The sequence below is a fragment of the Azonexus hydrophilus genome (assembly GCF_038368255.1).
Taxonomy (GTDB): Bacteria; Pseudomonadota; Gammaproteobacteria; order Burkholderiales; family Rhodocyclaceae; genus Azonexus; species Azonexus hydrophilus.
Map to the genome: position 1 here is coordinate 2,561,737 of NZ_CP151406.1, position 24,909 is coordinate 2,586,645.

The 24,909-nt window shown below is 62.2% G+C and carries 20 protein-coding genes; 5 read left to right on the plus strand and 15 right to left on the minus strand.

Annotation, left to right across the window (positions count from 1 at the left end):
- Positions 1-4: 4 nt before the first annotated feature.
- Positions 5-394, plus strand: coding sequence for a DUF6858 family protein (locus AADV58_RS12330; protein ID WP_028995411.1), 390 nt, complete (start codon positions 5-7; stop codon positions 392-394).
- A 59-nt stretch (positions 395-453) separates the two neighbouring features.
- Here the strand turns inward: AADV58_RS12330 and AADV58_RS12335 are convergent, their stop codons facing one another.
- Positions 454-1,422, minus strand: a complete 969-nt coding sequence (locus tag AADV58_RS12335) for an arsenic resistance protein (RefSeq protein WP_028995410.1) — start codon at positions 1,420-1,422, stop codon at positions 454-456.
- Between the two features lie 165 nt (positions 1,423-1,587).
- On the opposite strand from AADV58_RS12335, the gene AADV58_RS12340 reads away from it, so the two are divergent.
- Positions 1,588-1,758: a hypothetical protein gene (locus AADV58_RS12340; protein WP_169720497.1), complete on the plus strand. Its 171-nt coding sequence runs from the start codon at positions 1,588-1,590 to the stop codon at positions 1,756-1,758.
- Positions 1,759-1,865: 107 nt separating this feature from the next.
- Positions 1,866-2,195 (plus strand): CZB domain-containing protein, encoded by a 330-nt coding sequence (locus tag AADV58_RS12345; protein WP_028995409.1) that lies wholly within the window; start codon positions 1,866-1,868, stop codon positions 2,193-2,195.
- Position 2,196: 1 nt separating this feature from the next.
- Here the strand turns inward: AADV58_RS12345 and AADV58_RS12350 are convergent, their stop codons facing one another.
- From AADV58_RS12350 to acs, 11 genes are all read right to left on the minus strand, one after another.
- The gene (locus AADV58_RS12350) at positions 2,197-2,469 is read right to left on the minus strand and encodes a hypothetical protein (protein WP_028995408.1); all 273 of its coding nucleotides are present in this window, start codon (positions 2,467-2,469) and stop codon (positions 2,197-2,199) included.
- A gap of 3 nt (positions 2,470-2,472) precedes the next feature.
- Positions 2,473-2,727, minus strand: a complete 255-nt coding sequence (locus AADV58_RS12355; protein ID WP_028995407.1) for a DUF4212 domain-containing protein — start codon at positions 2,725-2,727, stop codon at positions 2,473-2,475.
- On the minus strand, positions 2,724-4,766 hold the full coding sequence (locus AADV58_RS12360) for a sodium:solute symporter family protein (RefSeq protein ID WP_341743330.1): 2,043 nt from the start codon (positions 4,764-4,766) through the stop codon (positions 2,724-2,726). Before AADV58_RS12360 ends, AADV58_RS12355 begins: the two co-directional genes overlap by 4 nt.
- Positions 4,767-4,771: 5 nt before the next feature.
- The gene (locus tag AADV58_RS12365; protein ID WP_341743331.1) at positions 4,772-5,431 is read right to left on the minus strand and encodes a hypothetical protein; all 660 of its coding nucleotides are present in this window, start codon (positions 5,429-5,431) and stop codon (positions 4,772-4,774) included.
- Between the two features lie 2 nt (positions 5,432-5,433).
- Positions 5,434-7,353, minus strand: a complete 1,920-nt coding sequence (locus AADV58_RS12370; protein ID WP_341744552.1) for a DUF294 nucleotidyltransferase-like domain-containing protein — start codon at positions 7,351-7,353, stop codon at positions 5,434-5,436.
- An 83-nt stretch (positions 7,354-7,436) separates the two neighbouring features.
- Complete coding sequence (locus AADV58_RS12375) at positions 7,437-8,483, minus strand: DUF294 nucleotidyltransferase-like domain-containing protein (protein WP_341743332.1); 1,047 nt, start codon at positions 8,481-8,483, stop codon at positions 7,437-7,439.
- A gap of 1 nt (position 8,484) precedes the next feature.
- A complete protein-coding gene (locus AADV58_RS12380; protein ID WP_281983655.1) occupies positions 8,485-10,644 on the minus strand; it encodes a 3'-5' exonuclease in 2,160 nt (719 codons plus the stop codon).
- 69 nt (positions 10,645-10,713) lie between these two features.
- Entirely contained in the window at positions 10,714-11,085 is a 372-nt protein-coding gene (locus AADV58_RS12385; protein ID WP_341743333.1) for a response regulator transcription factor, read from the minus strand.
- 19 nt (positions 11,086-11,104) lie between these two features.
- The gene (locus AADV58_RS12390; RefSeq protein ID WP_341744553.1) at positions 11,105-13,822 is read right to left on the minus strand and encodes a sensor histidine kinase; all 2,718 of its coding nucleotides are present in this window, start codon (positions 13,820-13,822) and stop codon (positions 11,105-11,107) included.
- Positions 13,822-14,016: a hypothetical protein gene (locus tag AADV58_RS12395; protein WP_028995400.1), complete on the minus strand. Its 195-nt coding sequence runs from the start codon at positions 14,014-14,016 to the stop codon at positions 13,822-13,824. The genes AADV58_RS12390 and AADV58_RS12395 overlap by 1 nt, the downstream gene beginning before the upstream one ends.
- Before the next feature lie 208 nt (positions 14,017-14,224).
- Positions 14,225-16,189 (minus strand): acetate--CoA ligase, encoded by a 1,965-nt coding sequence (gene acs, locus AADV58_RS12400; RefSeq protein WP_341743334.1) that lies wholly within the window; start codon positions 16,187-16,189, stop codon positions 14,225-14,227.
- 310 nt (positions 16,190-16,499) lie between these two features.
- Here acs and AADV58_RS12405 point away from each other — a divergent pair, with 310 nt between their 5' ends.
- Positions 16,500-18,032: a fumarate hydratase gene (locus tag AADV58_RS12405; RefSeq protein WP_341743335.1), complete on the plus strand. Its 1,533-nt coding sequence runs from the start codon at positions 16,500-16,502 to the stop codon at positions 18,030-18,032.
- A 154-nt stretch (positions 18,033-18,186) separates the two neighbouring features.
- Positions 18,187-19,632, plus strand: a complete 1,446-nt coding sequence (locus AADV58_RS12410; protein ID WP_341743336.1) for a Do family serine endopeptidase — start codon at positions 18,187-18,189, stop codon at positions 19,630-19,632.
- 51 nt (positions 19,633-19,683) lie between these two features.
- Here AADV58_RS12410 and AADV58_RS12415 read toward each other — a convergent pair whose 3' ends face one another.
- The 3 genes from AADV58_RS12415 to AADV58_RS12425 all read right to left on the minus strand — a co-directional run bounded on the left by AADV58_RS12415 (position 19,684) and on the right by AADV58_RS12425 (position 24,901).
- Positions 19,684-20,379: a YecA family protein gene (locus tag AADV58_RS12415; RefSeq protein WP_043421531.1), complete on the minus strand. Its 696-nt coding sequence runs from the start codon at positions 20,377-20,379 to the stop codon at positions 19,684-19,686.
- A gap of 66 nt (positions 20,380-20,445) precedes the next feature.
- A complete protein-coding gene (locus tag AADV58_RS12420) occupies positions 20,446-22,107 on the minus strand; it encodes a ShlB/FhaC/HecB family hemolysin secretion/activation protein (protein ID WP_028995395.1) in 1,662 nt (553 codons plus the stop codon).
- A gap of 25 nt (positions 22,108-22,132) precedes the next feature.
- Positions 22,133-24,901 carry a filamentous hemagglutinin N-terminal domain-containing protein gene (locus tag AADV58_RS12425; protein WP_341743337.1) on the minus strand — a complete coding sequence of 923 codons (2,769 nt, stop codon included), beginning with the start codon at positions 24,899-24,901 and terminating at the stop codon, positions 22,133-22,135.
- Between the last annotated feature and the right edge of the window lie 8 nt (positions 24,902-24,909).

Genomic DNA, 24,909 nt, shown 5'->3' on the forward strand with positions numbered 1-24,909 from the left:
CCCGATGAAACACAGCCTGTTCAACGACAAGTACCCGGTCTTCGTCGCCGAGATCGGCAAGCACGAAACCAGCTTCCAGTCCGTCCCGGCGCTGGTCGATTACTTCAAGGCCAAGATCGCCGAAAACCCGAAAGTGCAATTCATCGCCGTCTTCGACCACCTCGCCCACACCACCAAGATCGGCGGCGAGATCATGCCCGGCCTGATCGCCGCCGTGGACATCGTCTTCTGCTTCGGCTTCGCCATCCCCAACCCGCAGGTCCTCGCCGTCCGCCCGCGCTCAATCGGCATCGCCGACGTCGGCGACAAATTCGTCATCAGCTTCATGGAAGCCCCGATGCAACCCGCCAACCAGGCCATGGAAGCCTGGACGCTGGCCCTGAGAAACGTCTAGGCACCCCACCTCCGCCTTCACGCCTTCGCCCGGCTCCGTGCCGGGCATTTTTTTGCCGATCACCCCACCCGCTTCCCGAACAAGCGATCCGTCAGCTTCACATACCAGGCCGCCGACTGTACCTGGATGATGTAGGCCAGCGTGATCACCAGCGCGGCGTCGGAGCCGGCGGGGCCGAAGGCGTTCATGGCGAGGGCCAGGGCGATCGACAGGTTGCGCATGACCGTGCCGTACACCAGGGCGATGGCGTCGCCGCGCGGCAAAAGACTGCGAGCGACGATGCTGCTGAGCAGGTAGTTGATCGCGTAGAGCGCGAGCAGCGGCGGCAGCAACTGCAGCAGTTCGCCGGGACGGGCGACCAGTTGTTCGGCCTTGAGGGCCATGGCGACGAAGACGATGCCGAGCACACCGAGCGTCGAAAACGGCGGGAAGCGCGGCGCCCAGTCGCTCTGGAAGGCTTTCTGGCCGTGCTTGGCGATCAGTCGCGACTGGGTGACGTGGCCGGCGAGCATCGGCAGGAAGACGATGAAGACGATCTGCAGGAAGACAGCGACGAGGTCGACCGGTACCGTTGCGCCCATCAGCCACTGCACGTAGAAGGGCGTCGCCAGCGAACCGAGGATCAGGCCGAGCACGGTCATCTTGACGGCGGCGCCGAGGTTGCCGCCGGCAAAGCCGGTCCAGGAAATGGTCATGCCCGAGGTCGGCAGCAGCGCCGCCAGCAGCAGGCCGATGGCGTAGTACGGTTGCTCGGGGAAGAAAACGCGGCCAATGGCGTAGGCGATGAAGGGAATGATTGCGAAGTTGATTGCCTGAGCCAGCCATTGCGCCTTGCCGTCGCCGCCTTCCAGCACCTTGGCGAGTTTCAGGCTGACCATCATCGGGTAGACCATCAGGAAGGTCAGCGGGACGATCAGCGATTTCATCCAGGCGCTCGGTGCCAGCAGGCCGGCGGCAAAACCGAGCAGCATCGCGGCCGGGATCGCCAGGATCAGGTTTTTCGAAAGTTTGGCCAGCAGATCGAGCATGATGCTCTCCAGGCAATAATATAAGTGTTTAATTATACTCCTGCGCCATGTGCCGGCAAAACGGAACGTGACGAGCCCAGAATAAATCACTGTACAAAACACCAGTCATTGGATAATCTTGCAACCACTGATTATTCATACAGTAGAAGTTCAAGGAGATTCGTCATGAAACAACTGCAGAAATGGTTCGACCTGATCGCCGGCATTTCCGAAGAAGAACAAAGAAAGCTGGCAATTGCCCATGCCATTTTCGGCCAGCGCGGTCCCGACCTGTCCGGACTGAGCCGGCCGGCGTGCTGGCGGCGCAGCAGCCATGTCCAGCTGAATCGCCGCTAAAGGCTTTTTCCCCGGAGTCGTGGCGTCGGGCGGCGCCTGCGGCATAATGGCGGCTTGGCAGAACAGAACCGCCGACAGCGGCCATTTCACACCGGGGATAAGCACTCATGAAGCGCATCGACATCGATGAAGCCATTCGCCTGCACAACACGTGGCGTCGCCAGTTTCTCAATGCCTTTGCTGGCGGCAACTATGCCGACATGCCGCTATCGGAGCATCGCGGCTGCATGCTGGACAAGCTGCTCGCCAACCAGCCCGGCGTTTCGACGACATTGACCGAAACTCACGTGCGCTTCCACGATCTGGCCAATGAAATTGTCGAGTTGAGCCAGAACGGACTCGGCGACTCGGCCGACCTGCTGTTACCCGAACTCAATGAAACCGCCCATCAACTGGTCGCTGCGCTGGATCAGTTGCGCCAGCAACTGCCGGCCTGACTCAGGCCAGGGTCAGGCGCCACAAGGCCAGGCCCATCCAGATCACGAACAGCACGACGAAGCACAGCACGCCGCTGACTACGGGCGGTGTCGACGCGGGCAGGCAGGTGGCGACCAGTCGGCGCGGCGCCCGGGTCACCAGCTCGAACAGGCGGTAGATCACATTGTCGTGGCGCCGGCTGCCGGCCAGCACGCTCATGGCAGCCAGACCAAGCAAGGCCAGGCCGAGCATTTCAACGATGGCCCTCAGGGCGCCGATCAGGAACAGCAGCATGCCCTATTCCGGGTCGATTTCGGAGGCGTGCTCGGCATCGAGATCGCGCATGCGCCGGCTGTAATGGACGATGATCCCGAGATAGCAAAGCAGGATGCCCTGGGCGGCAAAATAGAAGCCAAAGGGAAAACCGAAAAACGAATACTCGTTCAATTCCCGGGCAAACCAGGTGACGCCGAAAGTCAGCACCACCCAGATCAGCAGCAACCAGGCGGTCAACCGGCTGGTCTTGCGCCAGTACGAGGAAGGCGCGCTCATGGACTCTCCTCACGCCCTCCCGGGCGCCGGATGCGTTCAAGGAACTCGGCGGCCTGTGGCGATGGCCGGGTCATCAGGCTGACCGCAATATTGGTCACGAATCCAGCGAGAATGCCGAAAACGCCGGCCGAGGTCGATTGCAGATGGAACCAGGGATTGAGCGGGCCATCTGAAAAGCCCAGCCAGGAATAGCCACCGAACTCCAGGCGCAGGATGTAATAGACAGTCAGCGACAGGCCGACCAGCATGCCGGCGATGGCGCCGGCGCGCGTTGCCCGTGCCCAGAAAATACCGAGCACCAGCGCCGGGAAAAAAGCCGAACCGGCAATCGAGAAAGCCCAGGCCACCATCGACAGGATGGTCCCCGGTTTTTGCGCCGCCACTGTAGCTGCCAGCACGGCTACGACCAGCAGCAGCGACTTGGCGATGACCAGACGGAATTGGGTCGACGATTGCGGCCGGAAGACCCGGTAATAGACATCGTGCGACAGCGCGCTGGTGATCGTCAGCAACAGACCGTCGGCCGTCGACAGCGCGGCGGCCAGCGCCCCTGCCGCGACCAGACCAGAAACGACATAGGGCATGCCGGCGATTTCCGGCGTCGCCAGCACGATCACGTCCGGGTTCAGCGACAATTCGGCAAACTGCATGATGCCGTCGCCGTTGATATCCTCGATCGATACCAGCCCGACCTTGGCCCAGGCCGCCACCCACCCCGGTAGTTTGGCAATCGGGATACCGGCCAGGTTGGACAACACTTCGAACTTGGCAAAAACCGCGTAGGCCGGCGCAGTGACGTACAGGATGATGATGAACAACAGCGACCAGAATACTGACTGGCGCGCCTGGGCCACGGTCGGCGTCGTGTAGTAGCGCATCAGGACATGCGGCAAGGCCGCCGTACCGATGGTCAGGCAAAAAATAAGCGCCAGGAAGTTGATCCGCTGAGCGTTGCGTTCCGCCTCGGAATCCCCGGGAAAGGGCTCGGCATGGCGCAGGGGCGGCTTGCTTCGCGCCAGTGCCTCGTACATTTCCTTTTCCCAACGCTCACGGGCCTGCGCCGGATCCTGCGGCAATTCGCGCCGCTGACGCTCGAGCAGGACAATCTCGCGCATCTGCACATCGGACGACTTGAGTTCGTTGATCTGGATCGACAGGCGTTCCCGCTCCTGAGTCAGCGAATGCGGCAATTGCATGATCTTCTGGGCGTACTGGTCGGCGCGCTCGCGATAACGATCGCGGACCTCCAGTTCGGTCGGCGAATCGAACAGTTTTTCCTCGAGCTTGCTGACTTCCGACAGCACCTGACCATAGACCATCTGCGGCACGGGAACGCCGGTCACGTTGTAGGACAGGATGGCAACTGGCGTGATGTAGGCGACGATCAGGATCAAATATTGCGCCACTTGCGTCCAGGTGACCGCCCGCATGCCGCCGAGAAACGAGCAGACCAGAATGCCGGCGAGGCCGACAAAAACACCGACCTCGAACTGCAGGCTGACGAAACGACTGGTGATGACGCCGACCCCGTAGATCTGCGCAACGACATAGACGAAGGACGCGAGGATCGCCGCGAACACGGCGATCAGGCGGATGGTGTTGCCACCGTAGCGGGCGCTGAGGAAATCGGGAATCGTGTATTGCCCGAAACGGCGCAGGTAAGGTGCCAGCAACAGGGCGACCAGTACAAAACCACCGGTCCAGCCGATCACGTAGGCCAGCCCCTGAAAACCCTGCAGGTAAAGCGTACCGGCCAGCCCCATGAAGGAAGCCGCACTCATCCAGTCGGCACCGGTCGCCATGCCGTTGAAGAATGCCGGAACCCGCCGGCCGGCGACGTAGTACTCGGACACGTCGGTGGTCCGACTGAAGACACCGATGGTCGCGTACATCGACACGGTGAACACCAGGAAAGCATAGCCGACCCAGCGTGCCGGCATGCCGGCACGCTCGAGCGCCGCCAGCAGAACCACGAACAGCAGGAAAATACCCGTGTAGTACAGGTAGTAACGCTGCAGGCGGGTCAGGGAAGAAAGCATGCCGGTCAGCGGGTACGCCGCAGGTGGCTGCTGGCCTTCGATTCCTCGATCAGGGCTTCGACGCTGTCGACACCCTTGGCGTGCGCCCGGACCACCAGCATCTGCAGCAGGCGGGCCAGTATCATGTTGTTCTCGCTCGGACTGCGTCGCCCCTCGCCGACATCGAGGCCGAAGGCGACCAACCAGTCGTCGAGCGGCATCGGCTTGTGGCTTTTCTCGCCGAACATCGCCGGCAGCAACCAGGCCAGGTCCACCCAGCGGGCGGCAAAGGCAATGCCGAGGCGCTTCTTGAGCAGGTTCTCGAGAAAGGCGCTGACAAACGCGACATGGTAGGAAACCAGCGGCGACTTGCCGATGAAGTTGAGGAAGGCCGCCAGCTGTCGGGCCTGCCCCGTTTCGTCAGCCGTCGTCAGATCAACGTAGATACTCTGCTCAGGAGAAACAATGCCCTGGTGCACCACCGTTGCCGCGATGCCGGTCAGGCGGTCGCTATCCGGATTCATGCCGTCGCTGGCGATGTCGACGACGACATAGCGGGTCAGGAAATGCGACGACTCCAGCCCGGCGGCTTCCTGCACCAGCCAGGCCGATACGGCAGATTTCACATCGGGCGGGAGGTTTTCGTTCAGCCCGTCGCCGAACAGGAATTTCTTGATGCCGAACATGATCAGTGGTTCACCTGGTAGTCGAGCTTCAGACGGGACTGGATCTTGCGCGCCTGGCGGAAGGATTCCTTGAGGATGCGGCGATCCAGTTCATTGAGTTTTTCCGGATCGATCAGGTTGTCACCCTGACGCCCCGGCTCGCCTTCGAGATACTGATGCTGCAGGCGCAGCAACTGGATGAAGTTGAGGCCGTCGAGCACGGCGTTGATTTCCTCGCCCTTGATGTTCATCTTCTGCGCCGACAACTTGAGTCGCTGGATGGTGTTGGTGCCATGCACACCGGCCGCCAGGGCGTAGATACGTGCAACGTCGACGAAGATGCGCGAGCCGTATTTCTTGAGGTCGATCTTGCCCGGATGATCGGGTTCGAGATCGGTCGCGAAATCGCGGATCTTGCCCAGCGGCGGGCCAACTTCGAGCGCGTTGCGCGCCATCGCCTGCAGGAAGATCGGCGTTGCCGACGCTTGCGACAAGAGGTGGCGACGCATGCTGTCGGACAATTCGCTCTTGCCGTACAGCGGCCGGAAATCGAAGAAGATGGTCGCATTGAGCAGGGCCACCGGCTCCGGCGTGCGGATCCACTTGCTGAACTGGGCGCGCCATTCGTCCAGCGTCAGGCACCACTGCGGATTGCTGGCCATGATGTTGCCCTTGCACAGCGGGAAACCGACCTTGTCCAGGTCCTTGTTGGTATCCAGCGCGAAGGCCAGGAAACGCTGTTTGAGCGCCTCCTTGTCCTCACCCTCGGGCACGGAATAGACAACGCCGTTATCCTGGTCGGTGCTGAAGGTCTGCTCGTCGCGGCCTTCCGAACCGAAGGCCAGCCAGCACCAGTCGATGCCGGAGAAATCGTGGTTTTCCAGGTTGAGCTGGATGACGCGCCGGGTCAGCGCGTCGTTGAGCGCCGAAATGAACTGCGTCAGTTGCTCGGCGCCGATGCCCTGGGCCAGCATGTTGAACGACAACTGACGCACATCGGCGGCCGAGGCCTTGAGCGCCTCGACATCGGGTGCCGACTCGATGGCCTGGCGGATCTGGCGCAGGCCGACGCGCTGCAGCGCGAACAGGTCGCGCTCGGAAACGACGCCACTCAGGCAACCGGCATGGTCAGTGACCAGGACGTGGCGGATGCCGTGCGTGGCCATCGCCAGCATTGCATCGTAGGCGGTCGCGTGTTCGTTCAGGGTGAAGGGCGACGCCGACATCGCCTGGCTGATCGGCGAGTTCAGCGGCAGATCCGCAAGCACGACCCGGTCGAGCAGGTCGCTGCGGGTGAAGATGCCGACCGGCTTCTTCTCCGCATCGGCCACCACCATCGAGCCGATGCCCAGCTGCGACATCGATTCCAGCGCCGCGCGCAGCGGCGTTTCCGGCAGGACCGAGGTCGGATTGCGGGCGCCGATGCCGGACAGCGGCGAATTCAGCGTCTGCTGCTCGCTGGCCTTCTGGGCGAACTGCGCCTGCAACTGCCGGCGCGACTGGTCGAGCAGGCTGGCGATGTACTGGGTGCAGAACAGGTTGAATTCCGGGCTGGTCGACATCAGCGTCAGGTAGTCTTCCGCCGGCAGGTGGTAGCAGAAGGTGTCCTCGACCGCTGTGTAGATGTTGGTCGACGGCCGGCCGGCGGTGACCGCGCCGATCGGAAAGGATTCACCGGCCCCGAGACTGAGGATGGAATACTCGGTCACGGTGACTTCGCCGGCCTGGCGCGCCTGCACCTTGCCCGACTCGATCAGGTAGAAGAAACGGACATTGCCCGAATCCGGACCGACGATCAGGCTCCCTGCCGGATAGAAGGCGATGTGCGCCTTTTCCGCGAACAACTGCAGCGCCGCCGGCGCCATCTTGTTGAACGGTGCGTGCCGGGCCAGAAAAGCCTGCGTGTTGCCGGCGGCCCGCCGTTGCCCCTCCTGCCGCAACATCGCCTCCACCTGGCCGACATCCACAGCACTGCTCCCGGTATTTTCTTTTTCTGTGCTCACGACAAACCTTTCCTGATTGACGTTTAGAGTGAATAGTTTAGCTTGAGTCGCTGCTGCAGGCGCCGTGCCTGGTGCAGGGATTCCTTGAGGATGACGCGGTCGATTTCGTGCAGTTCGGCCGGACGAAAAACCGGCGTCTCGGCACCCGCGGCTGCCTGCTGTTCGAGACGCAGACGCAACAGATGCGAGAGCGCAGCCTGGGCGGCGGCGACTTCACCCGGCTGCATGCCGGCAGCCGCCCCCGCCTCGCGCAGACGGGCAAAGCTGTTGACCGACGGCGTAGCCGCGGCCAGCGCCAGGATGCGGGCGACATCGACAAAGATGCGGCTACCGAACTTCTTCAGATCGACGGCTTCCGCATCGTCGACCGCCACATCGCCGAGGAACCCCAGCGGCGGATGCACCTGCAGGGCATTGATCGACATCAGGTGAAGAAAGGCCGGGGTGTCGCTGGTCAGATGACCGATCAGCGTGCGCAGCCCTTGCCCCAGTTCGAGCTTGCCGTGCAGCGGGCGCAGGTCGAAAAAGATCGTTGCGTTGAGCAGCGCCACCGGGTCGGGGCAACGCACCCACTCGATGAAGCGTTCGCGCCACTCATCGACCGACAGGCACCACTGCGGATTGCCGGCCATGATGTTGCCGGGGCACAGGCTGAAACCGCAGGCCGCCAGTTGTTCGTTGGCCTCGCGGGCAAAAGGCAGGAACAGTTCGCGCAAGGCCTGGGCCTCGCCGGCGTCGCAGGCGGAAAAAACCAGGCCGTTGTCCTGATCGCTGACCAGCGTCTGTTCGTCACGGCCTTCGGACCCCATCGCCAGCCAGCACCAGTCCACCGGTGGCAGCCGATGGCGGCGGGCAACCAGGGTCAGCACCCGCCGGGTCAGGCGGTCGTTGAGTCCCGAAATCAGCGTGCACGCCGCCTCGCCTGACCAGCCCAGCGCCACCGTCTGCGCCAGCAAGGCACGCTGCCGGGCGGCCAGCCCGGCCAGGCTGCCGAGATCGTCGACCGTCGCCAGCTCGCTGCCCAGGGCGGCGAGTTCGGCGGTCGGCAATCCCGGCAGCAGTTCTTCCATATCAGTACTTGATGCGCGCGAAATAGGTTTTCTCGGACGCTTCCAGCGCCTGCCTGACGGTGACGATGCCCTTCTCTTCAAGCAGCGGCAGCAGTTTCAGGAAAACCTCGCCGGTCGCCACCGCATCGTCGAGCGCGTTGTGCCGGGTATCGATGTCGATGCCGAGACGCTCGAGCACGGCATCCAGCCGGTGCGACTCCTGGTTGGGATGAGCCACCGCCGACAGCAGCAGCGTATCGAGCACCGGCTGGGTGAAGCGCAGGCCGGTGCGCTCTTCCTTGAGTTGCAGGAAGCGCATGTCAAAGGCGGCGTTGTGCGCGATCAGCACGGTTTCCTCGCAGAAGGCATGGAAACCCGGCAGGACGATGTCGATGTTCGGCTGGCCGCGCACCATGTCCTCGGTGATGCCGTGAATCGGAATCGACTCCGGCTTCAGCGGTCGTTCGGGATCGACGATCTGATTGAAGATTTCCTGCTTGAGCAGGCGGTTGTTGACGATGCGCGCGGCGCCGATCTGGATGATTTCATCGCCCTTGGACGGTTCCAGGCCGGTGGTCTCGGTGTCGAAGACGGTATAGGTCAGTTCCGACAGTTTGCGATCGAGGTCGATCGACTTGTCCTCGAACTTGAACAGGTCGAAGTCGTAATACTCCGGACGCCCGGTGCTGCGCCGATGCTCATCAAGCATCTCTTGTTCGGGGGTCGCCATCGGCAACACAAATCGGAAGAAGGCACGGTGTGCCGCCTTCTCGCGCTGGTACCAGATTTCGCCGCCGTGCCGGTCGACCACGTCGCGCAAGGACAGCGACGAGGTTTCGCCGAGCGCGTGCATGGTTTCCATTTCCCAGGTGTAGAAAGTCTCTGAGGAAATCGCCTGGCCGACCCAGATGATGTCCAGATAAGCCAGCTTGCCTTCGCTCGAGGTACGGAAGCGCAGGTCGCGGATCTGGTAGTGATCGAGCAGGCGCTCGGCGACGAAGAGCAGCGCGAAGACCAGCGAGAAGCTGTCGGCCTTGATCCACAGCGTCCCGTCGACATCCTCGACCTTGGTCGGCAGCTTGAGCTTGTCCTCGATGCGGCGCTGGGCCGCGCTGATCACATCCATGGCCAGCACATCTTCCAGCGGCCAGCGCGTCTTCATCGAATCGGAGAATTCGTGCATGGTTTCGTCGAGACGCTGGCTCATCCGCGACGCCTCGTCGTCGACCACCTTGACGAAGCGCTCGCGCAACTCGGGGTCCATTTCCGGGTAGTCGATCAGGTTGGCCACCGCCGCCCGGATGCTGCCCAGTGCCGCCCGGCTGCCCTCGGTCAGCGCATGCAGCGCATGGTCGCGGCGCGCCTCTTCCTCGAGCGTCCGGGTGATGTTGTCCACGGTCAGCACGTAGCCGGTCATCTGCGGCTCGCCCTCGCCCGGCGCACCCGCAAGGACGGGGACCATCTGCACGCGCAGCAACTGGCCACCGCGCGTGGTGGTGACGAAATTGGCCAGCGCCGATTTGCCGTTGGCCAGTCGCTGCCGGATGATTTCCTGCGAATGCTCGACCTGGTTCTTTTCCAGGATGGAGAAAATCGACCGACCGAGACCGATCAGGGCACCGCCGGCCACCGTCGTCGGTCCTTGCGACAAGGCCTTGAACTGCAGGCGGGCGCGGTTGTTGTAGAGCAGGATGCGACCGTCGAGGTTGCACACGACCACGGCCTGAGCCAGTTCCGACATGAGGGCGGCCAGCCGGTTCTTCTCTTCCTCGACCGAGGCGTTGGCCTGGGCGATGCGCGCATCGACATCGTCCATCAGCATGTCGCGCTGCGCCGCCAGATCGTTGGCGGCCTGGGCCAGTTGCTGGACTTCCGGCGGCCCGTTGAGCTTGACCCGGAAATTGCGGTTAGCACCGAGCATCAAGCGCAACTGTTCGGCCATGCCGAGCAGGCCTTCGACGTATTGCTTGAACAGTTTGTGCAGCACGGCGACGCCGATGCCGAAACCGAAGATGGTCATCATCGTGCCGATCGGCAGGCGCGACATCAGCAGTTCGAGCAGCATGTTGCGCTCGCTCTCCTCCATGCCGGCCCAGACCAGGATGGAAGTCACGACGAAAGGCCCGGTCATCAGCAGACCGAGCACGACGATGGCAAGCAGAAAGCGGACTTTGGCCTTCATGGCAGCTACCCCAGGTAGTTTGGATTGACGCCGCAACGGCGCCGAGGGTGTCTTTCCCGAGCCGTAGACTCAGGCGATGCCGAGCATCTCCTTGACCCGGGCCAGCAGTTCCTTGGTCGAGAACGGCTTGGTCACGTAGGCATCGGCACCGATTGCCAAACCCTTGGCCACTTCGGTATCGCGTCCCTTGGCGGTCAGCATGACGATCTGCAGGCCGGCCCTCGACGGGTCGGCACGCAAGGCCTCGCAGACTTCGAAACCGGATTTCTTCGGCATCATCACGTCGAGCAGGACCAGATCGGGATTGAAACCGGCAACCTGGGCCAGCGCTTCCTCGCCGTCGCCGGCGACGGCGACTTCGAATCCTTCTTTCTTCATCAGGAATTCGAGTGAAATGACGATGTTGGGTTCGTCATCGACAATCAATATTCTTTTCGACATCCGTTTTAGTCTCCCATCTTTATGCGTCCGGCGCCGCCTGCGTTAACGGCACCGTGAAAATGAAGGTAGCACCGTTACCCGGCGTACTTTCTACCCAAAGCTTACCACCAAAATACTCGACGATTTGCCGGCTGATCGGCAGTCCCAGACCGGTTCCCTGGGGCTTGTCGGTCATCGTGTTGCCCCCCTGGCGGAATTTCTCGAAGATCACGCCACACTCCTCGGCGGTCAGGCCAGGACCGTTGTCGGCGACCGAGACGCGCAGCATGTTTTCTGCCCGGGCAACCACCACCGCGACGGTGCCGGTAAGCGGCGCGACGAACTTGACGGCGTTCGACAACAGATTGACCACCACCTGCATCAGGCGGTCGCGGTCGGCCAGCACCGCCGGCAGATCCGTAGCAATATCGAGGCTCAGACGCACGCCCTTTTCCCGGTAAAGCGCACCCAGCGCTTCGCTGGCTTCGCGCACCACATCCCCGACCTGCACTTCGCCGGTGGTCCACTCGGCGTTGCCGGACTCCAGCTTGGCCAGGTCGAGGATCTGGTTGATCAGGCGCGTCAGGCGCTCGGCCTCGCTGACGATGATGCCGAGGAAACGACGGCGCTGGTCCAGCTCGACCTTGGGGTCGTCGTAGAGCATCTCCGACAGTGCCCGGATCGAGGTCAGCGGCGTACGCAACTCGTGCGTCACCGTCGAGATGAAATCGTCCTTCATCCGGTCCAGTTCGCGCAGGCGTTCGTTGGCTTCGCGCAGTTCGGCGGTGGCCGCTTCGAGTTCCTGCTGCTTGGCTTCCAGTTCCCGGCTGTGGGCCCGGACCTGGGTCGCCTCGTCGAGGATGTCGAGCACTTCCTCAAGGCCGAGATCTTCTTCCCGCGTCACACTCGACACCATCGCCCGCGCACTGGCCGAACCGATGGCACCGGCCAGTTCGATTTCAGCGAAATGCACGAACTCGGCATCGGCCGGCAGGCTGCGCCAGTCGCTCACGCGCCGGCTGCGGGCATAGCTTTCAAGTTGTTGCCGGGCGCGCACGGGCCCGAGAAAGCGCTCCAGCAGCGCCGCCACTTCGGTCTGCGAAGCGTTACCGCGCCACAACCGGGTATCCGGCGCCTGCTGGGCATGCCGGAAGACATCGACGAAACGCTCGGCCTGACCGGCTTCCAGCGCGTCCGGCTCGGTGAGCAGCGACACCGCGATGTAGGCGCCGATGTTGGCCAGCATGCTCCACCACAGGCAGTGCGAAATTTCGTCAAGACCGCTCAGGCCGAACAGCGCCTGGGCACGCAGCCAGTCGACACCGAACAGTCCGTGCTCGACAAAACCGTTGCCGATCCAGCCGGACTTGGCGAAAGACGGCAAGAGCAGGGTGTACAACCACACGGCAAACCCGGCCAGCAAACCGGCCAGGGCGCCGGCACGCGTGCCCTGCTTCCAGTACATGCCACCGAACAATGCCGGTGCGAACTGGGCAACGGCAGCGAAGGAAATCAGGCCGATGCCGACCAGCGCGTAAGCTTCACCGGCCGCCTTGAAATAGATGTAGCCGAGCAACAGGATGAGCACGATGGCCACCCGGCGGATGCCGATCAGCAACCCCGACAGGTCGCCCTGCTTCTGCCGCTGCAACCACGGCGAGCGCAGCAAGGCCGGCATCGCCAGATCGTTGCAGATCATCGTGGACAAGGCGATGGTCTCGACGATGACCATGCCGGTCGCCGCCGACAGACCACCGATGAAGACCAGCAGCGCCAGCGATTCAGCCCCTTGCGACAAGGGCAGCGTCAGCACGAAGGTATCGGGATTGACGCCCTGGCCGCCGAAATGCAGCAGACCGCCGAGCGCCACCGGCAGCACAAAGATGTTGATCAGCAACAGGTACAGCGGGAACAGCCAGACCGCGCGCTTGAGGTGCGATTCGTCCACATTCTCGACGACCATCACCTGGAACTGCCGGGGCAGGAAGACGATGGCCAGCGCCGACAGCAGGATCATCGCCGCCCAGGTACCGGCGCGCGCGCCATCCAGTCTGAGCAGACCGGCCAGATCCGGATGGGCCGTTGCCTTCTGGAAGAGGTCGGTAAAACCCCCATACATGCCGTAGGTCACGAAAACGCCGACCGCGATGAAAGCGAGCAGCTTGACCACCGATTCGAGGGCCACCGCAGCAACCATGCCTTCGTGGCGCTCGGTCGCATCGAGATGACGGGTCCCGAAGAGGATGGTGAACAGCGCCAGCACACCGGCCACCAGCAGGGTCGAATCGATTCCCCACAAGCGGATGGTGTGCCCCGGCTGATCGAACAGCACATCGAGACTGGCCGCCACCGCCTTCAGTTGCAGGGCGATGTAGGGGACGATGCCGATCACCGCGATGATGGTCACCAGCCCGGCCAGCAACTGGCTCTTGCCGTAACGCGAGGCGATGAAGTCGGCGATCGAGGTGATGCGCTGGGCCTTGGCGATGCGGATCATCTTGATGATGACGCCGACGCAGAGCAGCATCAAGGTCGGCCCGAGGTAGATGGTCAGGAAGGACAGGCCACCCGAAGTGGCTCGCCCGACGCTGCCGAAAAAGGTCCAGGAAGTGCAATAGACCGCCAGCGACAGCGCATAGACGTTGGCCGTGATGATAGAACGACCGGCATCGGCGCGGGCGTCGCCGAAACGGGCGACAGCGAACAGCAGGCCGACATAGGCGGCCGACAGGAGCGCGATGAACCAGCCCGAGAGCATCATTTCTTCTGCCGCTCGGCAATGCGTGCGGCGAGCAGGATCAACCCCGCCCAGACGCCGAACAGATAGAGAACGGTGGCCGGCACACCGGCCAGTTCACCTTGCGGCAAACCGAGCACGGGAAACGTCAGCAAGGGAATGCCGAGCAGGGCCAGCGCGGCCAGACGCTGCCGGGTTGGACTGCCTCTCTTCACCGATCCGCCCTCCGGAAAATGAAAACGGCCGGCACGCCAAGCGTGCCAGCCGTCGTTGGCATGCAGTCTGATGCGACTACACGGGAGGCCACCTTATGGGCGACCATTGTCTCCTCCTTGCCCTTTTTGTCTGTGGGTCCGGCGTGGCAAGCGCGCCGGACCGTCGGTACTGCTGCACCCGACCTCGCGGTCGAGTGCCTGTGCCACCTTAGCCGCGAAGCTGTTCCAGGATGGCCGGATTCTCGAGCGTCGAGGTATCCTGCGTCAGTTCCTCGCCCTTGGCCAGGCCACGCAGCAGACGACGCATGATCTTGCCGGAACGGGTCTTGGGCAGGTTGTCGCCGAAACGGATGTCCTTCGGCTTGGCGATCGGCCCGATTTCCTTGCCGACCCAGTCAGACAGTTCCTTGACCATCTTCTTGGTGGCTTCCGGATCGGTCGGACGCTGACCCTTGAGCACAACGAAGGCAACGATGGCTTCACCGGTCAGGTCGTCCGGACGGCCAACGACGGCAGCTTCGGCAACCAGCGGGTTGGCAACCAGCGCCGATTCGATTTCCATGGTACCCATGCGGTGACCGGAAACGTTCAGCACGTCGTCGATACGGCCGGTGATGGTGAAGTAGCCGGTTTCGGCATCGCGGATCGCGCCGTCGCCTGCCAGGTAGAGCTTGCCCTGGAAGTCGGCCGGGAAGTAGGACTTGACAAAGCGCTCGTCGTCACCCCAGATGGTACGGATCATCGACGGCCACGGCTTCTTGCAGACGAGGATGCCACCCTGGCCCCACGGCAGTTCGGCACCGGTCTCGTCGACCACGGCGAACTGGATGCCCGGGAAGGGCAGCGTGCAGGAACCGGGGATCAGCGGCGTCGCGCCCGGCATCGGGGTGATCATGTGACCACCGGTTTCGGTTTGCCAGAAGGTATCGACGATCGGGCAGCGACCGCCGCCGACATTCTCGTGGTACCACGTCCAGGCAGCCGGGTTGATCGGCTCGCCGACCGAACCGAGGATGCGCAGCGAAGACAGGTTGTAGCTCTTCGGATGGACAGCGGCGTTGGTGTCGGAAGCCTTGATCAGCGAACGGATGGCGGTCGGGGCGGTGTAGAAGATCGAGACCTTGTGATCCTGGATCATCTTCCAGAAACGACCGGCGTCCGGATAGGTCGGCACGCCTTCGAAGACCACTTCGGTGGCGCCACAAGCGAGCGGGCCGTAGGTGATGTAGGTGTGGCCGGTGACCCAGCCGATGTCGGCGGTACACCAGAAGACATCGTTATCCTTGATGTCGAAGGTGTACTTCATGGTCAGGATGGCATGCAGCAGGTAGCCGCCGGTGGAGTGCTGAACGCCCTTCGGCTTGCCGGTGGAGCCGGAGGTGTAGAGGATGAACAGCGGGTGCTCGGCACCGACCCATTCCGGTTCGCAGGTTTCCGGCTGGCTGGCCATGCCTTCGTGCAGCCATTCGTCACGGCCGGCAACCATGGTCACGTCCATGCCGGTGCGCTTGAACACGATGACACCCTTGAGCGTGTCGCAACCGCCCATGGCCAGAGCTTCGTCGGCGATGGCCTTGAGCGGCAGCGCCTTGCCGCCACGGAACTGGCCGTCGGAAGTAATCAGCATGGTGGCGCCGGCGTCGATGATGCGATCGCGCAGAGCCTGGGCGGAGAAGCCGCCGAAAACGATGGAGTGGGTGGCGCCGATACGTGCACAGGCCTGCATGGCAACAACGCCTTCAACGGTCATCGGCATGTAGATGACGACGCGGTCGCCCTTCTGCACGCCCTTGGCCTTGAGCAGGTTGGCCATCTTGCAGACCTTGACCAGCAATTCCTTGTAGGTGACCTTGGTCACATCGCCGTTGTCGGCTTCGAAGATCAGCGCGACCTTGTCGCCCTTGCCGGCTTCGATCTGGCGGTCCAGACAGTTGTAGGAAACGTTCAGCTTGCCGTCGGCAAACCACTTGTAGAACGGAGCATTGGACTCATCCAGCACCTGGGTGAAGGGTTCCTTCCAGGTGATCAGGTCACGGGCACGCTTGGCCCAGAAACCCTCGTAGTCGGCTTCAGCTTCCGCGCACAGCGCCTTGTAGGCGTCCATCCCGGAAACCGCTGCGTTCTTAACGGTCTCTTCGGACGGATAGTAAAACTGCACGGACTCATTCGACATATTTATTCTCCTCTGCGGTACTTCGCGATTATGTTGAAACAACCGATCGGATCGCGGGCAGACACCCACGATGTAACAAAGCCGTACGCGCCTGGGCAAAGCTGCCACCCGTTCAAGCGTCAAGCCCACATTACACGATGATAATCTTACAAAGGCCTTACGAAATCACGCTGCGGCGCAGCATTCCGGCAATCAGGATCAGGCGCTTGCCAGCGTGTTAAACTTTTGCCCCGTCGCGCCGGACCCATCCACTCGATCGGCTGCCCGGCCCCCGACCTACCGATAACAAACCATTGATCCGGAGTTGCGCATGACCGCCATCAAGCAGGAAGACCTGATCCAGTCGATCGCCGATGCCTTCCAGTACATCAGCTACTACCACCCGCTCGATTACATCAAGGCACTGGGTGAAGCCTACGAGCGCGAGGAAAGCCCCGCCGCCAAGGACGCCATCGCCCAGATCCTGACCAACTCGCGGATGTCGGCCGAAGGCCACCGCCCGATCTGCCAGGACACTGGTATCGGCATGGTATTCATCAAGGTCGGCATGCAGGTCACTTGGCCAGATGCAACGATGAGCATCCAGGAAATGATCAACGAGGGCGTACGTCGCGCCTACGGCAACCCGGACAATCCGCTGCGCGCCTCGGTGCTGGCCGACCCGGCCGGTGCCCGCAAGAACACCAAGGACAACACCCCGGCCGTGGTCCACTTCGAGATTGTCGAAGGCCACCACGTCGAAGTCATCTGCGCGGCCAAGGGCGGCGGCTCGGAAGCCAAAGCCAAGTTCGCCATGCTCAACCCCTCCGACGACCTGGTCGACTGGGTCCTGAAGAAGATTCCGGAAATGGGCGCCGGCTGGTGTCCGCCCGGCATCATCGGCATCGGCATCGGCGGCACGCCGGAAAAGGCCATGCTGCTGGCCAAGGAATCGATCATGGCGCCGGTCGACATCCATGAACTGAAGGCCAAGGCGGCAACCGGCGCGACACTGACCCGTCCGGAACAACTGCGCCTCGAACTGATGGAAAAGATCAACGCCCTCGGCGTCGGCGCCCAGGGCCTCGGCGGCCTGACCACCGTGCTCGACGTCAAGGTGCTCGATTACCCCTGCCACGCCGCCAACCTGCCGGTCGCGCTGGTGCCGAACTGCGCCGCGACCCGTCACTGCCATTTCCACCTCGACGGATCCGGCCCGGCCAAACTCGACCCGCCCAAGCTTGAAGACTGGCCGGCCGTGACCTGGACGCCGGACCTCAAGTCGGCGACCCGTGTCGACCTGAACACCCTGACCAAGGAAGAAGTCGCGTCCTGGAAGCCGGGTCAGAAGCTGCTCCTCAACGGCAAAATGCTGACTGGCCGCGACGCAGCGCACAAGCGCATCGCCGACATGCTGGCCAAGGGCGAGAAGCTGCCGGTCGATTTCACCAACCGCGTCATCTACTACGTCGGCCCGGTCGATCCGGTGCGTGACGAAGTCGTCGGCCCGGCCGGCCCGACCACCGGCACGCGCATGGACAAGTTCACGCGGATGATGCTCGAACAGACCGGCCTGATCTCGATGATCGGCAAGTCCGAGCGCGGCCCGGTGGCCATCGAGGCGATCAAGGACAACAAGTCGGCCTACCTGATGGCCGTCGGCGGCGCCGCCTATCTGGTGGCAAAAGCCATCAAGTCGGCCAAGGTCGTCGGCTTTGCCGATCTGGGCATGGAAGCCATCTACGAGTTCGATGTCGAGAACATGCCGGTGACGGTGGCCGTCGATTCGTCCGGCACCAGCGTGCACAACACCGGCCCGAAGGAATGGCAGATCAAGATCGGCAAGATTCCGGTCAAGGCCTGATTCCACGCCCCTTCCGCCAAGCCGCCCACCCGGGCGGCTTTTTCGTTGACCGGCAGCGGCAAAGTTCTGTCACAAATCGTCGCAAAAAGGCGGTTTGAAATTGCACGCCAGCCCCCAGATACTTCCGGTGTCGAATATGAAGGAGAAAATCCCCATGCCCAGCACCCGACTGAAACTCAGCCTTGCTGCCATCGCCGTTTCCGCCGCCATCGGCGGTGCCTGGGCACTCGGCCCTGGACAGGCGCCGGTCGCCCAGATTCCGCCGGTCGCGGTCGCCACCCCGGTCGCCATGCCGGCGCCGATCGGCTATCCGGACATGCGCAGCATCGTCGCCGCCAACGGCCCGGCCGTGGTCAACATCAGCGTCACCGGCAAGCGCAGCGAGAGTGCCGCCGGCTTCCCGCAACTCGACCCGAACGACCCCTTCTACCATTTCTTCCGTCAGTTCCGCGGCATGGTCCCGCGCGAAAGCACGCCGACCCGCGGCCTCGGTTCCGGCTTCATCATCTCGGCCGACGGCCTGATCATGACCAACGCCCACGTTGTCGCCGATGCCGACGAAGTCGTCGTCAAGCTCAACGACAAGCGCGAGTTCAAGGCCAAAATCCTCGGCCAGGACAAGGCCAGCGACGTCGCCGTACTACGCATCGAAGGTCGCAACCTGCCGACCGTACGCATCGGCAACAGCCGCCAGGCCCAGGTTGGCGACTGGGTACTGGCCATCGGCTCGCCCTTCGGTTTTGAATCGAGCGCCAGCGCCGGCATCATTTCGGCCAAATCGCGCAGCCTGCCCGACGGCAGCTACGTCCCCTTCCTGCAGACCGACGTGGCGGTCAACCCAGGCAACTCGGGCGGCCCACTGTTCAACATGCAGGGCGAAGTGATCGGCATCAATTCACAGATCTACTCACGCAGCGGCGGCTTCCAGGGCCTGTCCTTCGCCATCCCGATCGAACTGGCGATGAACGTGCAGCAGCAAATCGTCAAGCACGGCAAGGTCGAGCGCGGGCGGATCGGCATCAGCATCCAGGAAATCGATCAGTCACTGGCCGACAGCTTCGGCCTCAGCCGGCCGGCCGGCGCCCTGGTCACCTCGGTGGACAAGGACGGCCCGGCCGGCAAGGCCGGCCTCGAAGCCGGCGATGTGATCCTCGGCATCGATGGCGAAAGGGTTGAACTGTCGGGCGAACTGCCCGCCATCGTCGCCGCCAAGCGCCCCGGCGAGAACGTCCGCCTGCAGGTCTGGCGCAACCGCGCTGCCCGCGACATCGTCGTTCAGGTCGGTGCTTTCGAGGAAGAACGCAGCGCCAGCGCCGAGGCCCCCACCGCCGGCCAGAACCGCCTTGGCGTCGCCGTACGCCCGCTGACCGCCGAAGAAAAACGCCGCACCGGCAGCAGCGGCAACCTGGTCGTCGAGCGGACCGGCGGCCCAGCCGCGCGGGCCGGCATCCGCGCCGGCGACATCATCGTCTCGGTCAATGGCCAGGTCGTCGGCGATGCCGACAAACTGAACGCCGCCCTGGCCCAGTCCGGCAAGCGTGCGGCCATCCTGATCGAGCGCGGCAACAGCCGCCTGTTCGTACCGGTCGAACTGGGCTGATCGCCACCGGGTGCAAGAAAAATGGCCGGGATGTCCCGGCCATTTTTGTTTTCAGTTCAGTTTTTCCGGACTACCGCAACACTGCTTGAACTTCTTGCCGCTGCCACAAGGACAGGGATCGTTGCGGCCGGTCTTCGGCTCGTCGCGCTGCACCGTCGCCCCGCCGCGCTTGGCGCGCCAGAAGTTGTACAGCGTCTGCACGATCACCGGCAGGTTATCCTGAAGGTCGGCCAGCAGGCGCGCTTCCTCGGCCGGATTGAACCAGCGCTCGCCGTTCTTCTCGGCATCTTCCTTGAGCATGCCGTTGAGCATGAACATCGGTTCAAGCAACTCGGACAGATCATCGGCATGCTTGCCGGCCAGTTCGTACCAGTCACCGCCAAGACCGGCGCCGTAGACATAGGCATCGGCCCAGGCGGCGAAATCGTATTCCTCGGAATTCTCGTCGACTGGATAGAGCATCGGCGACATCGTCTCGTCATCGAACAGCGACTGGGCAATATCGTTGTTCAGGCGCATCAGTAGTTCGACCGTTTCGGCCACCACCGGATCGTCACCCTTGTCGGCCCCGGGGCCAAGCACTTCCGGCAACCAGACTGCCGGCTGGATCGGTTCCGGGCTGCTGACCACGGCACAGATCAGCGCCTGCGCCTCGTCGAGACGCATCGCGTCCTCGCCGAACACCTCGGCTTCAAGCAATTCTTCAAGCCGGTCGAAATCGGCCTCGGTCAGGGGATTTGGGTTCATGGGCTGTTCCTTGGCAATGGGCGAATGATAGCCCAGTTTGCCAGCAATCGGACCAGCCCACCCCAGTCAGAAGCGGTATCCGGCACTCATCCAGAATTGCGGCGTCCGGTCGCGCGTGTCGGACTGCGGCTTGCCACCATGACTGCGCCAGGCGACGTTGGCATCCAGGCTCCAGTTGTCACGGGTATACCGCAAACCGATGCCTTCGCCGCTGATCGAGCGATGATTCGGACTAGCCGGCGTCGTCAGGCTGCCATTCCTGGCGTTGAGCCGGACACTGCCGCTGTCATGGAAGATGTACGGGCTGTAGGCCCCCATGGTGTAGCGCACTTCAAGTTGCACCAGCCAGCCTTCATCGCCGTTGCCTTCGCCAGAAGGATAAGCACGCACGCCGTTGGCGCCGCCAAGACTGAAACCTTCCGAGCTATCGAGATTCTTGCCAGCCCATTGCGACGAAACCCGGCCAAACAGCACGAGATTGCTCACCGGCGTTGCCTGGACCCGGGCAATATCAAGGTTCAGCTTCTCAAAGCTGCCACGAGTATTCTGGCCACTGGTGCGATCGGTATTTTCCAGCGTACCCCCCAGTTTCAGATGCCCCACCGTATAGCTGAGACTACCGTAGGTGATGCCGCCGCCCCACAAGCCATCGCGACGATCGAAGTTGAGTGCGATGGGCAGGCTGTCGCTGGATTTGCTGTCGTCCGTCCCGGCCACCGCCTGGCGGTCGTTGAGCCGCTTGTGCTGGTAGGTGGCTGCGAGCGTCAGGTTGGCCTTTTGCGAACGGATGATCGGATAGGTCAGGCCCAGCGAGCTGACTTTGGCCGTGCCGGTGGCACCCAGATTGGAAAAATCCTTGGCCAACTCATAATAGGTATGGGCGTAACCGATATTGGCACGCAGGCCGCTGGTTCCCAGCGGCAGACTGTAGCCGAGGCTACCCAACCACATGGATTCGCTCGAATAGAGCAAGCGGGCCGTCATCTGGTCGCCAAACAGGAAAGGACTGTCCCATTGCAGGTTGGCCCGGCCACGGTATTCACCGGTGTAGCGATTGCCATGGTTGTCGAGCCCGACATCACCGCTGAAGCCCGGCGTGCGCTCAACCCGCACGTCGAGATCGCCGGTACCCACCTCCTGCCCCGGGCGGATGATCGGCGCCGCCTTGATGCCCGGCTGATCGTCGAGAATCAGGGTAATCCGCTCGAGCGGTACCGACGCAATCACTTCACCCGGACGCAACGGCGCCAGGAACCCCTGAGCGGCATCCGCCCGCTCACCAGCCGCACTCACCTTGCCATAGCGCCCCTCGACGATCTCGATGCGCAACTTGCCGTCCGCCATGGACTGCTGGGGAATGAATGCCCGGGCAAACGGATAACCGTTGCCCCGGTAATGCGCCGAAACACGCTCGGCCAGACCGCGCAGACCGGCCAGATCGTAGGATTTGCCGGAATAGTCGCCAAGCGTGGCGAGCAGTTCCGTTTCACTGAAAACGCTGGCGCCGGAGAAATTGACGCTGGACAGCGTCACCTCGGCGCCACCCGGCACGGCCTGAGCAGCCGCCGGCGCCTGCACGTCGATGGCGGGGCCGGTGCGCGGCAGTTGTGGTGCTTGTTGCTGCTGTTGCAGAATCTGACCGGCATCCGGTTGCTGCTGGGCAAGTGCGATTCCAGGAAAAGCCACCGCCAGCGAGGCAGCCAGAAGGGAAAAGCGGAAAGACGTCATGACGATGAATTCCTGTTGTTATCTGTTATTGGTTGGCATCGTTCTGGCGATTCTGTCCAGTGGCACCCAGTGCGACATCCGGTAGATTCAGCCCTCCATTAACTACGAAAACGCGCATGAAGCCAAACGGATCTCGCCCACCGGAATCTCCTGTCCCGGGTAGACCGTTGCCCTGACCGCTAACGTCATTGCCACCGCTCCCTTGGACATTACCCGAACCTGAGTCAGTTGCCCCCACGGCTTGCCCGGTCGCCAAAGTTGTGCCGTTACCTGCCGCTGGCCCAGATACCTGAACAAATGCCAAACCGCCATTAACATCAAACACGGGCAACGCACCCTGGTTGGAAAGAACCACCGTCGGTGGTGGCGCAACCGGAGAAATCAAGTTTGACGGCATCGTTGTATTCGCAACAGGCGGCACAACGGTACTTTGCACGTTTGAAATAGCTGTAGTTTGAGGAATCGTATTTGTAGTTGTAGTCGTTGGAGTTGAGACACCGGCCGACGCTGCCACGCTGTTCACCGTCGCGTTAATCTCCGAAACCGGTGCAGCGGCGTAGTACCAAGTCAGGCTCTTGCTGCTGCCGTTGCCAACATCGCCAAGATTCATGAATATCGCATACGACCCATCATGATATGCGCTGATCGCAGAGGTAACGGGATCCTTCTGAACAATTCGCGTATTGAAGTTTCCATAATTGTTGAACAACGTATTGGTACCTGTCGTTGTTGAATAGAACAGAATCGCTGCACCCTCGGCGGATGAGTTTGTCGGATCCTGCTCTGATACGAGAATCGCATTTCCCAGTTCGGATTGGGCCTGGATTCGCTCGAACCCGCTGGCGCCGATATTTCCCTTGGTTTTGTAGTTCGAATCATTCGCCACGATCCAGTCATCGCGAGTTCCCAGCCACACACGTATGTTCGCCTGATCCGAACCGCTGATGTTCTCGACTGTTGTGACTGTCTTGATGAACTTGTCACTCTGCCCCAGCGAATATTCATGAGACAGCTTGATTTGAGCACCGCCGAAGTCAAACGTATTCGAAGCGACGATAGCGCCACGACCTTCGATATATTTGGCAATATTGACACTTTGGCCCAACGAGGTAAAGCTGACGTTCCCCCCCGCATCGGTATACGAAACCGTCCCCGTTGTATTCCATCCACCGTTATTGGTGCCACCCACGCCCATGGCGACGTCCAATGGATTGCTGCTATAAGTCAGCGGGTACCAATCATTCCGGCCTGAGGTCACGTTATCGAAATAGAACGGCTGCAGCAGCAAACCGAGGGAATTGATTGAAGCTTCGGTGCCATTACCAAAGCGCAGAAAGTCGTTGGAAAACACCAGATTATTCACGGCCCCGGCAGATCCTTTCTTCCAGGTAAATGCCGTGGGATTGGGAATCAGCACATCGACACCATTGGTAACGGTATAACTACTTCCCGCACCGTTTGCACTTGCTTGACCATACTCAAACGCCAGGCTGCCCGTTCCGCTTGCCGTCAGGTTGGCATTGATATTGATATCGCCACCTGAGGTCAGCGTCAGCTTGTTCGCTGACCAGCTGACAGCGTCATCGATCGTGATCGTGTTATCGGCTTGCAACTGGATATTCGTGCTCGCCAGTCGGCCGGCCAGTGCGGCCCCGGTCTCATCACCTCCGCTTGCCGCGACGGTGTAGGTCAGCGGATCAATCAACCATGTTCCGGTTTGACCGTAGGGTGCCAGTGTCGTCACATACAGGTCGGAACCGTTGACCACTTTGCTGCCGCTGGTCTCGATGAAGCCACCATCTCCGCCATGAGGAGCGGATGCATCCAGTCTGCCGCCGACATTGGCCTGACCGCCGTGCGCAAACAGGATGATCTCGCCCTTCTCACCCGTTGCCAGCGTCTGCGCCTCGATCAGGCCGGTGTTGTTGATGACGCTGCTGGCCAGGTTGTTGGCCGCCTGTGAGGTGAGCCAGACCACACCGCCATCGGCCTTGATGGCGCCACCGTTCTGAATCAGGGTTTCGAGTGCGTCGTTTTCGATCTGCAATTTGACCGGTCCGCCCATATCCAGCGTGACCTTGCTGCCGGCCCCCAGCAGGACATTGCCGCCATTCGCGGTGAGCGCGCCATCGTTGCTGACCTTTGCCGCGATCAGGGCAATGGTGCCTCCCGGGGCGGCGGTGATGTTGCCCTGGTTGAGAATGGCGTTGCTGCTCGTGCCTTCAAATCTGTAATTGCCGGCCATGAAGTCGGCGTTGCCGATGTTCAACGTCGAAGCGACAAGACCACCGACATCGACCTGGGCACCGGGCGCAAAAAAGACACCGTTCGGGTTGACCAGAAAAACCTGACCGCTTGCCGTAAGCCTGCCGTAGATTTGGCTGGCGTTGGTATCGAGGACACGGTTCAGCGCAACGCCGCCGGCAGGTTGTTCGAAGTGCACGTGGGCTGCGCTGCCGATGTTGAAGGTCTGCCAGTCGATGGCTGCTCGCTGCGTGGCCTGGTTGATATCCATGCGGCTGCCGCTGCTACTGATGGTAGCGGCACCTTCGGTCACCACGCCCCCCGTCGGCAGCGCATCGGCGGCCGGCGCAGCCTGGACAGGCAGGGCCAGGACCAGCACGGTTCCTGCGGCAAAGGAGGACAGCGTCAAACCACGCCGGGCCAGACGGGCCGACTTGCCCGAAGTGCCTTTACCCTGTCCGCTGGCAACTTCAGAGACTGCCTGCCAGGAAGCCTTCGCGGCATTCCAGACCACCCGGAAAATACGATTCATCGACCCGTTGCTTTTCATACTCCGCT